Consider the following 14,628-nt stretch of genomic DNA (forward strand, 5'->3'; position numbering starts at 1 on the left):
ATCGTCGGGGCGTGGCCTCTCAGCGCCGCACTGACATCTCCGATGGAGTCGATCGCCGCATAGATCTCGGCGATGTCCCCCGCTCGACCGGTGCCTGAACGTTGTCCAAGACAGCCCGTGCCGCGAGCCTCTCGGCCTGCGCGTCGTTGATCACCTAGACCAACACTGCCGGATCGACGCCGGCCATGACGGCGTTCTGGAACCTCGTCGACTTGGCTTCCGCGTCAGTGAGCCTCTTCTTCGCGGAAGCACGACTGGCCTCGATCACCGGTTCTTGTGGATCCATCAGCGCCGCGACGGTACGGTCCCGGTTCTTCCGGTCGAACAGGTGCCCGAGCCAGCCGTTGATGGCGTCCTGAAGAAGGCCCTCCCTCAAATAAACCGCTCCGGGATTCGACGCGAGCACCGGAGATCCCGGAGCCAGGGTGTATGCAGTTGTGCTCTGCACACGGTGGGAATACCACCGGTATCAAGTTTCAGTCAACACTGAAGCTACTGATACCTTCGGCTCGAAGTAGCGATCCGCGGCAGAAGAAAGGAACGAAAGCCGCGATTGCCATCACTGCGGATAGACGGCCCAGCAGATGCAGATACGGGTTCCCGTCCACATACCCAAAGTATCGACAGGGGCGCAAATGGCATTTCCACAGCGAGCCGAGAGCGCCGAGCGGTTCCACCGCTTCGACAACAGCCGGACCTCGAACGCCACGATGCCGCACCGTCCGGGGAGCCGGGCAGAGCACAGCAACCCATAGGTTCAGACCATCGATCCCACCATCGCCCTCACAGTCACAGATTCCACAGGATCGGGAATATGGAAGTTTCGAAACTTCTCCGAAGACGACCGAGGACCATCCAAACAGGAATTACCACGCTTCTGACCGCCGCAAACAGCAATTGAGACAGAGGGCGATAGACATTCTTCGGGGAACGTTGCCATGATGAAGTGACCAAAGGGAAGCTCCGATACCAGTCGGCGCAATACACCATCAGCACGTGCCGCCATTCGGCCCCCATTTCCGCAGGGAGGGTGTCCCGGTGTCGATGAGCACAACCGCTTCGCTGGTGGTCAGGCTGCTCGGCCCGGTGCGCGCGTGGCGCAACGGCGCTGAGGTCGACCTGGGCACCGCGCGCAGGCGCGCTGTGTTCACCCTGCTCGCGATGCGGGCGAACGAGGCGGTCTCCAAGGACGAGCTGGTCGACGGGGTGTGGGGCGACGCGCCGCCCGCGACCGCTGAGGCGAGCCTCTACACCTACGTCTCCGCGCTGCGCGGGGCGCTGGAGCCGGAACGGTCCAAGCGATCCGCCGGGGTGGTGCTCACCTCGTCGGGAGCCGGGTACGCGCTCCGCCTGGATCCCGAGGCGGTGGACGTCCACCGCTTCGACCGGCACCGCGAGCGGGCGGAGAGCCTGGCGCGGCACGACCCTGAGCGGGCGGTGGCGGAGCTGGACGCCGCGCTGGCGCTGTGGGAGGGCGAGGCGCTGTTCTCCGTGCCGGGCCGGTTCGCCGAGTCCCAGCGGTCGCGGTTGCACGAGCTGCGGCTGGCGGCCGTGGAGCGGCGCGCCGAACTGGCGCTGCTGCTGGGCAGGCACGCCGACGTGGTGGCCGAGCTGTCCGGGCTGGTGGTCGAGCACCCGCTGCGGGAGGGGCTGCGGGCGCTGCTGATGTCCGCGCTGCACCGAGGTGGCAGGCAGGCCGAAGCGCTGGAGGTGTTCCGCGACGCCCGGCAGGCGCTGGCGACCAAGCTCGGCATCGAGCCAGGCGACGCTTTGCGCGAGGCCCACCGCCGGGTGCTGGAGGGCGAGGCGGCCCACCGCTCACCTGCAGCCGGACCGGCCGGGGCTCCCCTGACAGCCCCAGCCTCGTCTTCCGCCGATCCCTCCGCGGCGGAGAGCGGGGCGACGAGCGGGCCGCGACAGGCGTTGGCTCCCCTCGTCGGCCGGCGAAGGGAGCTCGGCCTGCTGCGGCGTGCGGTGACCGGTGTGGCCGCCGGCCGGGGCGGAGTCCTGTGGCTCGAGGGTGAGCCGGGTATCGGCAAGTCGTCCCTGCTGGCCGCCTGCCTGGCCGGCACGGAGGTCCGCGTCGCCTGGGCCGCGGCCGACGAACTGGGCGGACGCTTCCCCCTCCGCGTGGTGCTCGACGCCCTCAACGTGTCGGTCGCGTCCCCCGACGCGCGCCGTGGCGAGCTGGCCCGCGACCTGCTGGCCCGGGCCGGTGACCGCCAGGCCGTGGGCGACCCGGTGCTCACCGCCGTCGAACGCCTGGTGGAACTGGTGCGCGAGCTGAGCGCGGAAGCCCCGCTGGTGCTGGCACTCGACGACTTCCAGTGGGCCGACGAGGCCAGCGTGCTGCTGTGGCACCGGCTGCTCCGCCTGTCGCACCGGCTCCCCCTGCTCCTGATCGCGGTGACGCGGCCGGTGCCGCACCGCGAGGACATGGCGCGGGTGCGGCGCGCGGTCGTGGACACCGGTGACCTGATCATCCTCGAACCGCTGACGGACGAAGAGGTCACCGAACTGGTGACCAGGCTGGTGGACGCCCCACCCGGCCGGGACCTGGACCGGCTCGCCGGATGCGCGGGGGGAAACCCGCTCTACGTCAAGGACGTGGTCTCCGCGCTGGTGCGCGAGAACGCCGTCGAGTTTCGCGCCGGACTCGCCGAGGCGCGGGTGACGGGCCAGGACATGCCGGCATCGCTGGTGACGGCGCTGGCCAGGCGGCTGGCGTTCTTCTCGGCGGAAGCACTGGGCCTGCTGCGCTGGGCCGCGCTGCTGGGCACCGCGTTCGCGCCCGGTGACGCGGCGGTCGTGGCGGGACGGCCGGTCAGCGAGCTGGTCGCCGCTGTGGAGGAGGCGATGGCGGCCGGCATCCTGGTCGAGGAGGGCGCCGAGTTCGCCTTCCGGCACCACCTGGTTCACCACGCCCTCTACCTGGGCATCCCGGCCGCCGTGCGGGCCGCGCTGCACCGGCAGGCCGCCCAGGCCCTCGCCGCGGCCGGGTCGCCGGTCGAGCTGGTCGCGCGGCAGCTGGCCACCGCGTCGACCGCGGTCGACCCCTGGGTGGTGAACTGGCTGCTCGCCAACGCCGAGCTGGTCGCGGCGCAGGACCCGGACCTGGCGGTCGCGGTGCTGCGGTCGGCCGTCACGCAGTCGGACGTGCCCGTGGGAGATCGCGAACTGCTCGCTGCCCGGCTGGCCCGCCTGCTGTTCGGGCTCGGCCGCCGCGCCGATGCCGAAGCCTGCTACGCGCTGGCCCGCGCCAGGGACCACGTCGTGATCGCCGAGATGCGCTGGGTCCTGGCCGCCTCGTACCACCGCGACGGCCGCACCGCGGACGCCGCCGAAGTGCTGCGGTCGGCGGCCGCCGACCACGCCACACCCCCCGTCTGGCGGGCCCGCCTGCAGGCGCTGACCGCGGACGTGCTGACCGAGGACGAGGGCGAGACCGCCGCACACCAGGCGCTGGAGCTGGCGCGGGAGGTGCGCGACAACTTCACCGTGGCGCAGGCCAGGCGCGGGCTGTGGCGGGCCGCGACAGCCCGCGGCGACCACGCCGAGGCGTTGCGGCAGGTCGACCAAGCCCTCGCGGTCTCCGTCACCCCGGAGGCCCACGCGGACCTGGTGGGTGACAAGGTGCTCACCCTCCAGCACCTCGACCGCCTCGACGAGGCCGACGACCTGCTCCGCGCCACGCGACCGCACCCCGCCGCAGTGGCGCAGTGCTACTGGCGGGGTCGCTGGGCGGAGGCGCTCGACCTGGTCGACGGCCACCGTGAGCCGCCGCCGAGCCCGTGGCCCCGGGACCGTGGTCCGACACCTCCCGCCCACGGCGTCGCCGCGCTCGTCGCGGTCCGCCAGGACCGGGTGGACGTGGCGCTGCGGCACCTGCGCGCTCTGGCAGGCCGCCGGGACGACTTCCTGGACGACTTCCGCGCCGCCGCCGAAGCCACCATCGCCGAACGCGCCGGACGGGTGGACGACGCGCTCGCCGCGCTGACAGGGGTGCTCGCACCCGGCCGTGCGGCGCCCAACCTGCGGTGGCTGCCACCGCTGACGCGGTTGGCGCTGCTGGCGGATGACCGCGACCTGGCGGCACACGCGGCCGGGCTCGCCCAGGCGAGCGAGGCCATCGCGGTGGCGCTGCGCTGCCGCGGGCTGGTGAACCGCGACCCGGCCCTCGTGCTCGACGCGGTGGCGCGGTACCGGGAGGTGGGCCGGCCGGTGGAGCTGGCAGAGGCGCTGGAGGACGGCGCCGCGCTGCTGGCGGGGCGCGGCGACTGGGCCGCGGCCGACGCGGCGGTGAGGGAGGCCGTGGCGGTCTACCGCGGTTTCGGCGCGGAGTGGGACGCGTGTCGGGCCGGAGCGCTGGTGCGCCACGTGGCCTGAGAAGGGCAGGACGTGCACGTCGATCACGGCGGCACCAACGGGTGATCGGGGTCGGCGCGGTCGATGGCGCCGGCATCGGGCCGCGGCGGCGGGAGGACGTGCGCCGCGACCTGAGGAGCCTTCGGGAAGGCGGGCGGGATGTCGGCGTTGCGGTTGGTCGTGCTGGGGCCGGTGCGTGCGTGGGTCGGGGATCGGGAGGTGTCGCTGGGATCGGCACGCCCCCAGGCGGTGTTCGCGATGCTCGCGCTGCGCGCGGGCGCGGCGGTGCGGCGGGACGACCTGGTGGCCGGCGTGTGGGGGCAGGACGCGCCGGCCACCGCGGAGGGCAGCGTCCACACCTACATCTCGTTGCTGCGCAAGGCTTTGGAGCCGGACCGGGCGCGCGGGGCGGCCTCGCAGGTGCTGGAGTCGGTCGGGTCGGGTTACCGCCTGCGGTGGGCCTCGGATGCTTCGGATCTCGCGGAGTTCCGCGCGCTGCGGGCGCAGGGTCGGCGGCAGCTGGCGGACGGCGACGCGGACGCGGCGCTGGGCTCGCTCGACGCGGCGCTGGGGCTGTGGCGGGGCGAGGCGCTGGCGGGCTTGAGCGGACCGTTCGCCGAGACCCGGCGGCGGGAGCTGGCCGCGGAGCGGACCGTCGCGCGGGAGCTGCGCGCCGAGGCGGCCATGGCGACCGGCACGCACACCGACGTGATCGCGGACCTCGGCGCGCTGGTCGCGGAGGAACCGCTGCGGGAACGGGCGTACGAGCTGCTGGTGCTGGCACTGCACCGCAGTGGGCGCGGCGCGGAGGCGTTGGAGGTGTTCCGCGACGCACGCCGGGTGCTGGTGACCGAGCTGGGCGTGGAACCGGGGCCGGGACTGCGCGCCGCGCAGCAGCTGGTGCTCGGCGGCACGCGGACCGCCCCGGCTCCCCCGCGCCCCGCACCGCGGGCTCCCACCGCCAACCACCCCCGCCCAGTACCGCAGGACGCGTCGGCACCGGTGGCCCGCACCTTCGACGAGCCGGTCCTGCTGGGCCGTCACGCCGAGCTGGCCGCGATCTCGCGGGCGGTCGGCGACCTGTCAGCGGGACGCGGCGGGACGCTGTGGGTGGAGGGCGAGATGGGCATCGGCAAGTCGGCGCTGCTGGCCGCCGCACTGGTACGGGCCGGGCTGGCCGGGTACCAGACCGCCCACGCCGTGGCGGACGAGCTGGACAGCCGCTTCCCGCTCCGGCTCGCGCTGGACGCCCTGGGCGTGGACCCCGCTGCCACCGACCCGCGGCGTGCGGAGGTGGCGCGGGCACTGCGCGAGCGGCAGCCCGTCGGGTCGATCTTCGCGAGCGGCGACCCGCTCTCGGGCGGCGTCGACAAGCTGGTCGCACTGGTGGAGCGGCTGTGCGCGGACGCGCCCCTGGTGCTGGTGCTGGACGACCTCCAGTGGGCCGACGAGAGCAGCATCGAGGTGTGGCGCCGGCTCGGCGCGCTGACCCGGCACCTGCCGCTGCTGCTGCTGGGCGCGGCGCGGCCGGTGCCCTACCGGCCGGAGGTGGCCCGCCTGCGCCAGATCTCGGAATCCGGTGGCGTGGTTCTGGACCCCGCACCGCTCGGTGACTCGGATGTGGCGGACATCGTCGGGCGGCTGGTGGGCGCGCCGCCCGGCCCTGCGCTGCGCGAGATCGCCGCGCGGGCGGGCGGCAACCCGCTGTACGTGCGGGAGGTCGCGGACGCCCTGCTGCGCGAGCAGCTGGTGGTGGTCGTCGGCACCGGCCTGGCCGAGGTGGGCGAGCACGCCTTCGACCGGGTGCCCAGCTCGCTGGTGTCCGCGGTCGGCGGACGCCTGGACCTGGTCTCCGCTCCCACGCGCGAAGTGCTGCGGTGGGCGGCGCTGCTGGGCGGCGAGTTCTCCGTCGACGGGCTCGCGGTCGTTCTCGCCCGCCCGGTGACGGAGCTGGTGGTGCCACTCGAGGAGGCCGCCGCGGCGGGGGTGCTGCGCGACGCCGGGACGCGCATCGCGTTCCGGCACCCGGTGTTGCGGCAGGCGCTGTACGAGAGGACGCCCGCGGCGCTGCGCAACGCCCTGCACGAGCAGGCCGCGCAGGCACTCGCGCGCGCCGGGGCGCCGGTCGACCACGTGGCCGAGCAGTTGCTGGCCTCGGCCGGGCACTTCGGCGGGTGGGTGGTGGACTGGCTGCTGGTGCGGGCGCCGGCGCTGGTCTACGAGGCGCCGCTGGTCGCGGTCGACCTGCTGCAGCGGGCGTTGCGGTCCACGGCCGTGCCCGACGAGCACGCCGCGACGCTGCGGGCCCACCTGAGCAGCGCGCTGTTCCGGATCGGCCGGGACACCGAGGCCGAGCACCACGCTCGGCGGGCCCTGCCGGGACTGCGCGACCCCGACCGGATCGCGGAGGTCCAGTGGACGACGGCCTACGTGCCCTTCCGCGCGTCACGGCCGGAGCAGGCACTGGCGTCGCTGCGGGAGACGCTGGCCAACCCCGGGCTGCCCGACGCGTGGCGTGCCCGGCTGCTGTCGCTGCTGGCGCTGGTGCAGCGTGCCGGGCTCGACGACCTCGACGCGGCGGCCGCGAGCGCGCGCGAGTCCATCGAGGTCGGGGAACGCGCGGCCGACCCGTTCGCCATCGGCCAGTCCCTGGAGGTGCTGTGGCAGGTCGACGCGGCGCGGCGCGACTACGTGAGCGCGCTCGCCTACCTGGACCGCGCGCTGGACGTGGTGGGCACCGATTTCAGCCTCACCGACCTGAAGCTGGTGCTGCTGGACAACCGCGTGTTCACGCTGCAGTGCCTGGACCGGCTGGACGAAGCGACCGACACGATGCGGCTGGCGTTCAACGCTGCCGGGCACGGCGCGTCCGTGGCGGCCCTCCAGGTCGGCGCGGCCGTCCACCGGTTCTGGCTCGGCGGGTGGGACGAGGCGGTGGACCGGCTCGACGCGGTGCTCGGGGACGACTCGGGCATGACCGGGTTCGGCCTGCGCGAGGGCGGGTTGATGCTGCTGCACGGCGTCGCCGCACTGATAGCCGCGCACCGGGACGACGATCTGGCGCTCAAGCGACACCTGCACGCGGGTCTCACGCTGCCGCTGGCGACCGCGGCGAACCGGGAGAACTGCGACTTCCTGGTCGCGGCACGGGCGGCCGCGGCGTACCGGAACGGCGACCACGCCGACGCGATCGAGTTCCTGGGCGGGATCCTCGACACCCGCTACGCCCAGATGATGCTGCGCCACCAGTGGCTGCCGGAGCTGGTCCGGATGGCGCTGGACTGCGACGACCGGGCGACCGCCCGCGCCGCCGTCGAAGCCTGCGAGGCCGAGGCGGCCAGGGAGTCCACCGCGGCCAGGGCCGCCGCCGCGGCGCGGCGCTGCCGGTGCGTGCTGGCGGAGGACCCGGACGGGCTCACGGAGGTCGCCGCGCACTACCGTTCGGTGGGCCGGGTGTTCGAGTCGGCGCAGACGCTGGAGGACCGCGCGGTCCTGCTCGCGCGCAGTGGGCGTGAGCCGGAGGCCGGCGCCGCGCTGCGCGAGGCCGTCGGTCTCTACCGCGGGCTGGGCGCCGCGTGGGACATCCGCCGGGCCACCGACCGTGTCGGCTGATCGCCGTGGCCGAGTCGTTCACCGAGCAGCCGCCGTCCCGCCCGGCGGCGAAGCTCCCCTGCACCACCCCGGTCGCGGTGGGTGTTACTCATCCCCCTCCTCCGGCGCGCCGATCACCCCGTCGGCCGACATCACCCAGCCCGTGTCCGGCCGGGCGCACTTCATCGCGGTCGTCCCCCGCAACGCCCGCCGCGCCAGGTCCACCGCCCGCCGCAGCCTGGCGCGTTCCCGCTCGGCCACCAGGGTCTCGTCCACCTCAGATCATCCCCTTCCGCAGGGCGTAGGCGACCGCGTGCGGCCGGTTGCGCAGGTTGAGCCTCGTGGTCAACCCGTAGAAGACGTTCTTGATCGTGCGCTCGGAGTAGCACAACCTCCCGGCGATCTCGGCGGTGCCCAGGCCGTCGGCCATCAACCGCAGCACGTCGGCCTCGCGCGGCGTCAGCTTGGGCACGCTCGTGTCCGGCGACACCAGCTCCCGCTGGAGCCGTTCGACGTGCCTGAGCAGCTCCGCGACCAGGCTGGGCGGCATGACCCCACCGCCGGAGGCCGCAGCCAGGACGCTGCGCAGGACCCGTTCCCCGGTCGCGGCGGTGCGGGGCAGGATCGCCACCACCCGGTACTCCACGGCGGCGAGCACGTCCTTCTCACCGACCTCGTCGAGGACCAGCACCACCGGTGCCCCGATGTCGGCGGCCACCCGCCGCAGTTCGGTCAGCACCTCGGGGCTCATCCGGTCGACGGCGACCACGACCACGTGTGCCCGCGTCCGCCGGTCCCAGTCCAGGACCTCGATCTCAGCCCGCGAGCCGAGGTAGCTCGTCAGCCCGGCCATGCTCAGGTGATCCGCCGTCTGCACGACGACCCGCACTCGCTCCACCACTGCCTCCCGCAGATCCGGTTCCCCGGTTCCGAGTCTGCGAGGCACGGCTTCACGCGCTCTTAAACGCGTCTACAAAAGTTCTTCATCGGGGTTGGACGGCGTGAAGGGGACGCTAGGCGACGACCTCGTCCGCTTCGCTCCAGTGCCGGTGCAGCGCCAGCAGCACGTCGTCCAGGTCGTGCGCGGGCGACCAGCGGGGGTAGTCGCGCCGGAACTTGCGGGTGTCGCCGATCCACCACCGCGGATCGGCGAACCGGGGTTGCGGCGAGTAGTCGAACGGCACTTCCGCACCCGTCAGGTGCTCGTAGCGCGCGATCAGCTCCAGCACCGAGGCGCCGCGCTCGCGCCCACCACCCAGGTGGTAGACCTCGCCGGGCCGCGGGTCCAGGTAGAACTGCCACAGAGCATCCACCAGGTCGCGAGCGTCCAGCACGTCGCGCACCTGCTTGCCGCCGTGACCGACGACCGGGTACGGCACCCGGCGCACGGCGCTGCGCACCAGGTGCGACACGAAGCCGTGCCCGCGCACGCCCGTCTGCCCGGTGCCGGTGACGCTGCCGCACCGGAACACGCCGACCTTCATGCCCAGCTGGCGGCCGTGCTCCTGAGCGACGAGGTCGGCGGCCAGCTTCGACACGCCGAGAAAGGTGCGGCCGGCCCGGTCCAGCCGGATCGACTCGTCCACGCCGTGCTCGTGGAACCGGTGGGACGGGTCCAGCTCCCACCGGGTCGCGGTCTCCACCAGGGGCAGCGCGTCCGGCGCGTCGCCGTAGACCTCGGTGGTGGACACCAGGGTGAACACCGCCTCGCCGCAGTGCCTCCGCACCGAGTCCAGCACGGTGACCGCGCCCACGGCGTTGATCCCGAAGTCGATCGACGGCCGCTCGGCGGACCAGGCGCTGCTCGGCTGCCCGGCCGTGTGCACCACCAGCCGGACGTCCGCACCCCACACGCGCAGGACCTCGTCCACGGCCGCCTGATCGCGCACGTCCACCCGGTGGTGCCGGTAGTTCGGGACGCGCCGGGCCTCGGCCACCGCCCCCGCCGGGCCGGAAAACTCCTGCCGCGGCTCGTCGTCGATGCCGACGACCAGGTCGAACCGCGATGCGAACCGCCGCACCGCCTCACCGCCCACCAGCCCTGCCGAGCCGGTGACCACTGCGATGTCCACGGGCACTCCTCTCCGTCCGTGCGCGATCTCTTCACGCCGGCTCCGCCTGGCCGGACTCGGTCACGAGCGGCGGAAGAACTCGACCTCGCCGAGCGCCACGTGCCGGCCGGCACCCAGCCCCGCGGCGGACTTCACGACCAGGCGCACCGCCACGACGTCACTGATGCCGGTGTCGGTTCGTTGCGGACCCGGCTGGTCGTTCAACGCCACCGCGATCGTGCGGGTGGCACCACCGGAACTGGTCACGACCAGGTCCGCGGCCGTCGGCCGGGCCTGCCCGCGGAACTGTTCCGGCTGCGCCGAGGCGCCCGAGTGCACGACGACCGACAGCAGCCGGAACGGCTGGTCGAAGGTGAACTCGACCGCGTCGCCCACGGCGGGAGCGCCCCAGTACCGGTTCGACAGCCCGTCCACGGCGGCCGCGGCCGGGTGACCGGGCACCTCGGCGGTGGCCGCGGTGCGCGCGGGCGCGATCGGCGCGGGCTTGGCCAGCCTGTCGCGCAGGTCCTCGAACAGCTCCACCGCATTCGGGTAGAACACGATCCCGGCGAGCACCAGCGCGGCGACCGCGAGCAGCGCGGCCAGCCGGCGCAGCCACTTCGAGGTGTCGCCGCGGCGCGAACGCCGGCGGCGAGTCGCGGTGGTGATCGCAGTCCCGTCCTGGAGCGGGGTGGCGCACCGGCGGCAGAACCGGCGGCCCGGCGGGTTGGTGGTGCCGCACACCGGGCAGGGCGGACCGTCCACCTCGGCCTCGACGCCGAGGGTGGGCAGCGGACGCTTGGCCTCCGGCCGCCGCGGCAGCACGGGTCCCAGCACCACGGTCGACGGACCTCTCCCGACCGTCAGCTCCGATCCCGCGGTCGTCCGGACGCGAGCGGTCTCCGGCCGGCCGGAGGCCGTGGTGGTGCGAGCGCCGGGCTCGTCGGTCGCCGGCGTTCCGCCGTCCTCGCCGAAACGCGACCGGGCCCACGCGCGCCAGCGGGCCCACAGGCCCGGCCGACCGGCGGCGGGGTCCTCCCGCTCGCGGCCGGGGCCGACCGCCGGGTCCGGCTCCGCCAGGCCGGTCGGCCCTTCCCCGATGGCCGTCTCGATCCGGGACGCCAGGTGGTGGTCCTCCGCCGGCTGCGGGCTCACCGGCTGATGCCCTGCCGGAGCATCCTGCACGGCCGAATCCTCGTGCGCGGCTTCCTCACCCGCCGAGGCCTGCGCCGTTCCCGTCCCCACCGCCGGGGCCGACCCGGCCATCCCGCCGGTACCGGCTCGCTCCGGCCGAGCGGCCTCGGCGGACCACCCCAGGTAGGTGCCGCAGTTGCCGCAGAAGTCGTCACCGTCCTGAACAGACGCGCCGCACTGCGGGCACGAGCGCACCACGGCCATCACACCCCATCCGCGGGCGGCCCGCCCAGCTCCTCGACCGTGCACCGGACGTGCACGGGGCACACCGCTCCCACCAGCGCCTCGACCCGGTCCCGGTCCACCGGACCGGCTGACCCCGGCCACACCCGCACCACGACCACTTCGGCCGCCGGACCGGGCAGCGGCGTGTCGGGCATGCCCGACCAGCGCACCCCCGGGCCGTCCGCCACATCCGCGTGCACGCCCAGCGACAGCTCCAGCCGCTCGACCAGCCCCCGCATCGTGCCGCGCTTGCGGTGCAGCTCCACGGCCCGCCGCACCAGGGCACGCCGCAGCGGCTCCGGCCACGCCGGGTCCAGTCCGGCCGCCACCCACGACGACAGCCACGCCAGGAAGTCCTCCGGCGCCAGCGCCGGATCCAGATAAGCGGGCAGGTTGTCCAAAGTGGACAACACGGCGGACAGCACGGCGTCCAGGCCCGCGGTGAACCGTTGCGCGAAGTCGTCCGCCGCGTACAGCGCGGGCAGCATGTCCCCCAGCGGGTGCCTGCTCGGCAGTTCCGGCAGCGCTGCCCTGGTCACGGCGCACCGACCGCGACCTGGTGCTGGTGGGAGAAGACCAGCGCGTTGGGCGCGACGTCCAGCCGGTCCACCGGCGCACCCCGCGCCCCGGTGATCGGGTTCGCCGGGAACATCCGGATCTCGTCCACCAGCAGCACCCCCGGCACCGCTTGGAGCACCGAGAACACCTCGCCGAACTGCACCGGCCTCCCGAAACCCCAGCCGGCGCCGTCCGGTCCGCCGCGCAGCGGGTTGAGGTACCGGTACAGCGCGGCGAGCGCGTCCTCGCGGACCAGGTTGACGTCGGCGGCGGTCAGCCGGGCCACCACCGTGATGCCCTGGTAGCGGGGCGGTTCCACGACCAGCCGCGTGCCGAGCAGGCGCCGCTCGTCCAAGCGGCGCGCGACCGCGGCCAGCACCTCGTCGGAGGGCTCCAGCTGCTCGAACCGCAACCGGTCGCCCTCGTCGGCCACCGCGTCGGGCACCACCAGCACCCTCGCCGCCCCCACCTCACCCTCCACGGGCAGGCAGCGCACGCGCGCCAGCGACGGCACGGCCTGCCGCGCGATCAGCTCGTGGTCCTCGGCGGTGACCGCGCGGTCCTGCACCCGCAGCTGGTTGGGCGCCCGCAGCTTCGCCTCGGCGACGGTCTCGGCGTCCACGCCGCCGATCGCGGCCTCCCGGTTCTCCACCGCCGAGATGTAGGGCACCGAGCTGCGCAGCACCGAGATCGCGCCGCGCGCCACGTTGCCCGACCGCCCGCCGCCGGTGCGGTAGCGCGGAACCCTCAGCACCGCGCCCTTGGACGGAACCGCGCCGTAGCGGCGCAGTGTCCCGTCCGCCTCGCGCACCGCGGGCGGGAACAGGAACTCACCGCTCGACGCGTCGAGCACCACGTGCCGGTCGTCGGGGCCGGAGAGGCCGAAGTCCTCCACCACCACCCAGTCCTCCCACCCCTCGCCCGCCGCGGCCTGCACGACCACCGGGTCACCGTCCAGCAGCACCGGGGCCCTGGGCACGGTGAACCGCTGGCCGGGCACGCCGGCGGACTCGCCGAGCGGCACGTCGACCTCGGTCTCGGCGTGCTCGGCGGCGGTGGTGCCCCCGATGGTGTAGGCCTCGGCCTCGCGCACCGTCGGGGACTCCGAGTAGAACGGCTGGCCGGGCACCGGTTCGGTGACCCGGCAGCGCAGCCAGCCCGCGCGCTGGCCGGCGACCACCGACATCGTGTGGCCGCCCGGCACGTGCAGCACGACCTCGCCCGGCCGGTTGAGGCCGCCGGTGCCGTCCTCGTCCACCTCGCAGGCGACCCAGTCCCCTCCGTCCCACGCCTCCCAGACCAGCGGCGGCTGCCGCGGGTCGACGCCGACGCCCTCGACCCGGCTCTCCAGCCTCAGCACCACCACGCAGTCCGGCACGGCGGCGGTGAGCCCGAACAGGGTGGCGTCACCAGGCTCGGGCGAGGCCTGGAAACACGCCACGTCCTTGCCGGACTCCAGATCTCGCGTGCGGTCGGCGTGCTCACCGGGCGCGGACCGCGTGACCAGGCGCGCCAGTTCGCAGGGCACGATCGGCAGTTCGCGGGTGGTGGCGAACACGGTCGCCTCGGCGAACTCGGTGCTCACCGTCGCGACCTCGGTGCCCGCGGGCAGCGACACGGTCTCGACCTGCGGCGCGGACAGCCAGAACGTCACCAGGGCGCGGGCCGCCGTGGGCGGGAACAGCCGCACGCCCAGCAGGTCGAGGAACGCCAGGTAGTTCTTCTCCGGCACCCGGTTGAGCCGGTAGACCAGCTGGTCGACCATGTGCGCGAAGGTCTCGATGAGGGTGACGCCGGGGTCGGACACGTTGTGGTCCGTCCACTCAGGACAGCTCTGCTGGACGTACCGCTTGGCCTCGTCCACGAACTGCTGGAAGCGCCGGTCGTCCAGGTTGGGCGCTGGTATCGCCATCAGCCGGCCTCCCCTTCCTCGGAAGGGATCGTGTAGAAGGGGAAGACCAGGTTGCGCTGGTCGTTGGTGGACTTCACGGTGTAGTGGATGTCGATGTAGAGCGTTCCGACGTCGACCGAGTCGAACGCCACGACCACGCCGGTCACGTCGATGCGGGGCTCCCACCGGTCGAGCGCGGCGCGCACCTCGCGCGAGATGTGCCCTGCGGTCGCCCCATCGGCCGTGGCGAACACCAGGTCGTGGATGCCACAGCCGAACTCCGGGCGCATCGGGCGCTCGCCGGGCGCGGTGCCCAGGACCAGCCGGATGGCCTCCTGGATCTCCTGGTCGCGGTCGACCATGCCGATACCGCCGGTGGTGCCGGCTCGCATCGGGAAGCCCCAGCCGCGTCCGATGAAGTCGGAGCTCACAGCGGTCCTCCGATCTGCACCGTGCCAGGGCGCGGCGCCAGCTTGGCCTTGCAGGTGGTCTCGTCCAGGGCAGCGGCGGCGGCCAGCCCTGCGATGAGAACGCCGCGGCGAGCGATGGCCGGCGAGATCAGGATGATGTTGGGGGCCACGTTGTGCGGCACCACGGCGCACACGTGCACGCAGTTGATCGTCGCGGCGGGCTTGCCCTCGATCAGCACCGTCATCAGGCGGGCCGCCAGCAGCGGGTTCAGCGGAGGGCCGATGGTGCCGGGGTGGAGCGTCTTGTCACCCTGTCGGGCAGCGGCGGGCATGTCGCGGTCTC

At 73.9% G+C, this 14,628-nt stretch carries 11 protein-coding genes; 2 read left to right on the forward strand and 9 right to left on the reverse strand.

The features are described 5' to 3' along the window. Positions 1 to 154: 154 nt before the first annotated feature. Positions 155 to 406, reverse strand: a complete 252-nt coding sequence (locus tag BLQ91_RS34560; RefSeq protein ID WP_143022964.1) for a hypothetical protein — start codon at positions 404 to 406, stop codon at positions 155 to 157. 638 nt (positions 407 to 1,044) lie between these two features. Between BLQ91_RS34560 and BLQ91_RS34565 the strand changes: the two genes are divergently transcribed. Continuing rightward, entirely contained in the window at positions 1,045 to 4,386 is a 3,342-nt protein-coding gene (locus tag BLQ91_RS34565) for an ATP-binding protein (protein ID WP_143022965.1), read from the forward strand. 138 nt (positions 4,387 to 4,524) lie between these two features. Next, the gene (locus tag BLQ91_RS34570; protein ID WP_090103922.1) at positions 4,525 to 7,977 is read left to right on the forward strand and encodes an ATP-binding protein; all 3,453 of its coding nucleotides are present in this window, start codon (positions 4,525 to 4,527) and stop codon (positions 7,975 to 7,977) included. Between the two features lie 84 nt (positions 7,978 to 8,061). On the opposite strand, the gene BLQ91_RS41790 is transcribed toward BLQ91_RS34570, so the two are convergent. From BLQ91_RS41790 to BLQ91_RS34605, 8 genes are all read right to left on the reverse strand, one after another. After that, positions 8,062 to 8,232: a hypothetical protein gene (locus BLQ91_RS41790; protein WP_176960111.1), complete on the reverse strand. Its 171-nt coding sequence runs from the start codon at positions 8,230 to 8,232 to the stop codon at positions 8,062 to 8,064. Position 8,233: 1 nt separating this feature from the next. Further along, positions 8,234 to 8,857, reverse strand: a complete 624-nt coding sequence (locus BLQ91_RS34575) for a response regulator transcription factor (RefSeq protein ID WP_245734096.1) — start codon at positions 8,855 to 8,857, stop codon at positions 8,234 to 8,236. A 112-nt stretch (positions 8,858 to 8,969) separates the two neighbouring features. Continuing rightward, positions 8,970 to 10,028, reverse strand: coding sequence for an NAD-dependent epimerase/dehydratase family protein (locus BLQ91_RS34580; protein ID WP_176960112.1), 1,059 nt, complete (start codon positions 10,026 to 10,028; stop codon positions 8,970 to 8,972). Between the two features lie 60 nt (positions 10,029 to 10,088). Then, positions 10,089 to 11,405, reverse strand: coding sequence for an NADase-type glycan-binding domain-containing protein (locus tag BLQ91_RS34585; protein ID WP_090103925.1), 1,317 nt, complete (start codon positions 11,403 to 11,405; stop codon positions 10,089 to 10,091). Beyond that, positions 11,405 to 11,965 (reverse strand): phage tail protein, encoded by a 561-nt coding sequence (locus tag BLQ91_RS34590; protein WP_090103927.1) that lies wholly within the window; start codon positions 11,963 to 11,965, stop codon positions 11,405 to 11,407. The genes BLQ91_RS34585 and BLQ91_RS34590 overlap by 1 nt, the downstream gene beginning before the upstream one ends. Beyond that, a complete protein-coding gene (locus tag BLQ91_RS34595; RefSeq protein ID WP_090103929.1) occupies positions 11,962 to 13,896 on the reverse strand; it encodes a putative baseplate assembly protein in 1,935 nt (644 codons plus the stop codon). Before BLQ91_RS34595 ends, BLQ91_RS34590 begins: the two co-directional genes overlap by 4 nt. Further along, a complete protein-coding gene (locus BLQ91_RS34600; RefSeq protein WP_090103931.1) occupies positions 13,896 to 14,306 on the reverse strand; it encodes a GPW/gp25 family protein in 411 nt (136 codons plus the stop codon). The genes BLQ91_RS34595 and BLQ91_RS34600 overlap by 1 nt, the downstream gene beginning before the upstream one ends. Next, positions 14,303 to 14,617, reverse strand: coding sequence for a PAAR domain-containing protein (locus tag BLQ91_RS34605; RefSeq protein ID WP_090103933.1), 315 nt, complete (start codon positions 14,615 to 14,617; stop codon positions 14,303 to 14,305). The genes BLQ91_RS34600 and BLQ91_RS34605 overlap by 4 nt, the downstream gene beginning before the upstream one ends. Between the last annotated feature and the right edge of the window lie 11 nt (positions 14,618 to 14,628).

Source organism: Lentzea jiangxiensis, from assembly GCF_900104175.1.
In the GTDB taxonomy this organism is placed as follows: domain Bacteria; phylum Actinomycetota; class Actinomycetes; order Mycobacteriales; family Pseudonocardiaceae; genus Lentzea; species Lentzea jiangxiensis.

Bases quoted from the DNA above. Each gene is read 5' to 3' on its own strand.
- BLQ91_RS34565 (WP_143022965.1), top strand. From the start codon at position 1,045: ATGAGCACAACCGCTTCGCTGGTGGTCAGGCTGCTCGGCCCGGTGCGC.
- BLQ91_RS34570 (WP_090103922.1), top strand. From the start codon at position 4,525: ATGTCGGCGTTGCGGTTGGTCGTGCTGGGGCCGGTGCGTGCGTGGGTC.
- BLQ91_RS34585 (WP_090103925.1), bottom strand. From the start codon at position 11,405: ATGGCCGTGGTGCGCTCGTGCCCGCAGTGCGGCGCGTCTGTTCAGGAC.
- BLQ91_RS34595 (WP_090103929.1), bottom strand. From the start codon at position 13,896: ATGGCGATACCAGCGCCCAACCTGGACGACCGGCGCTTCCAGCAGTTC.
- BLQ91_RS34605 (WP_090103933.1), bottom strand. From the start codon at position 14,617: ATGCCCGCCGCTGCCCGACAGGGTGACAAGACGCTCCACCCCGGCACC.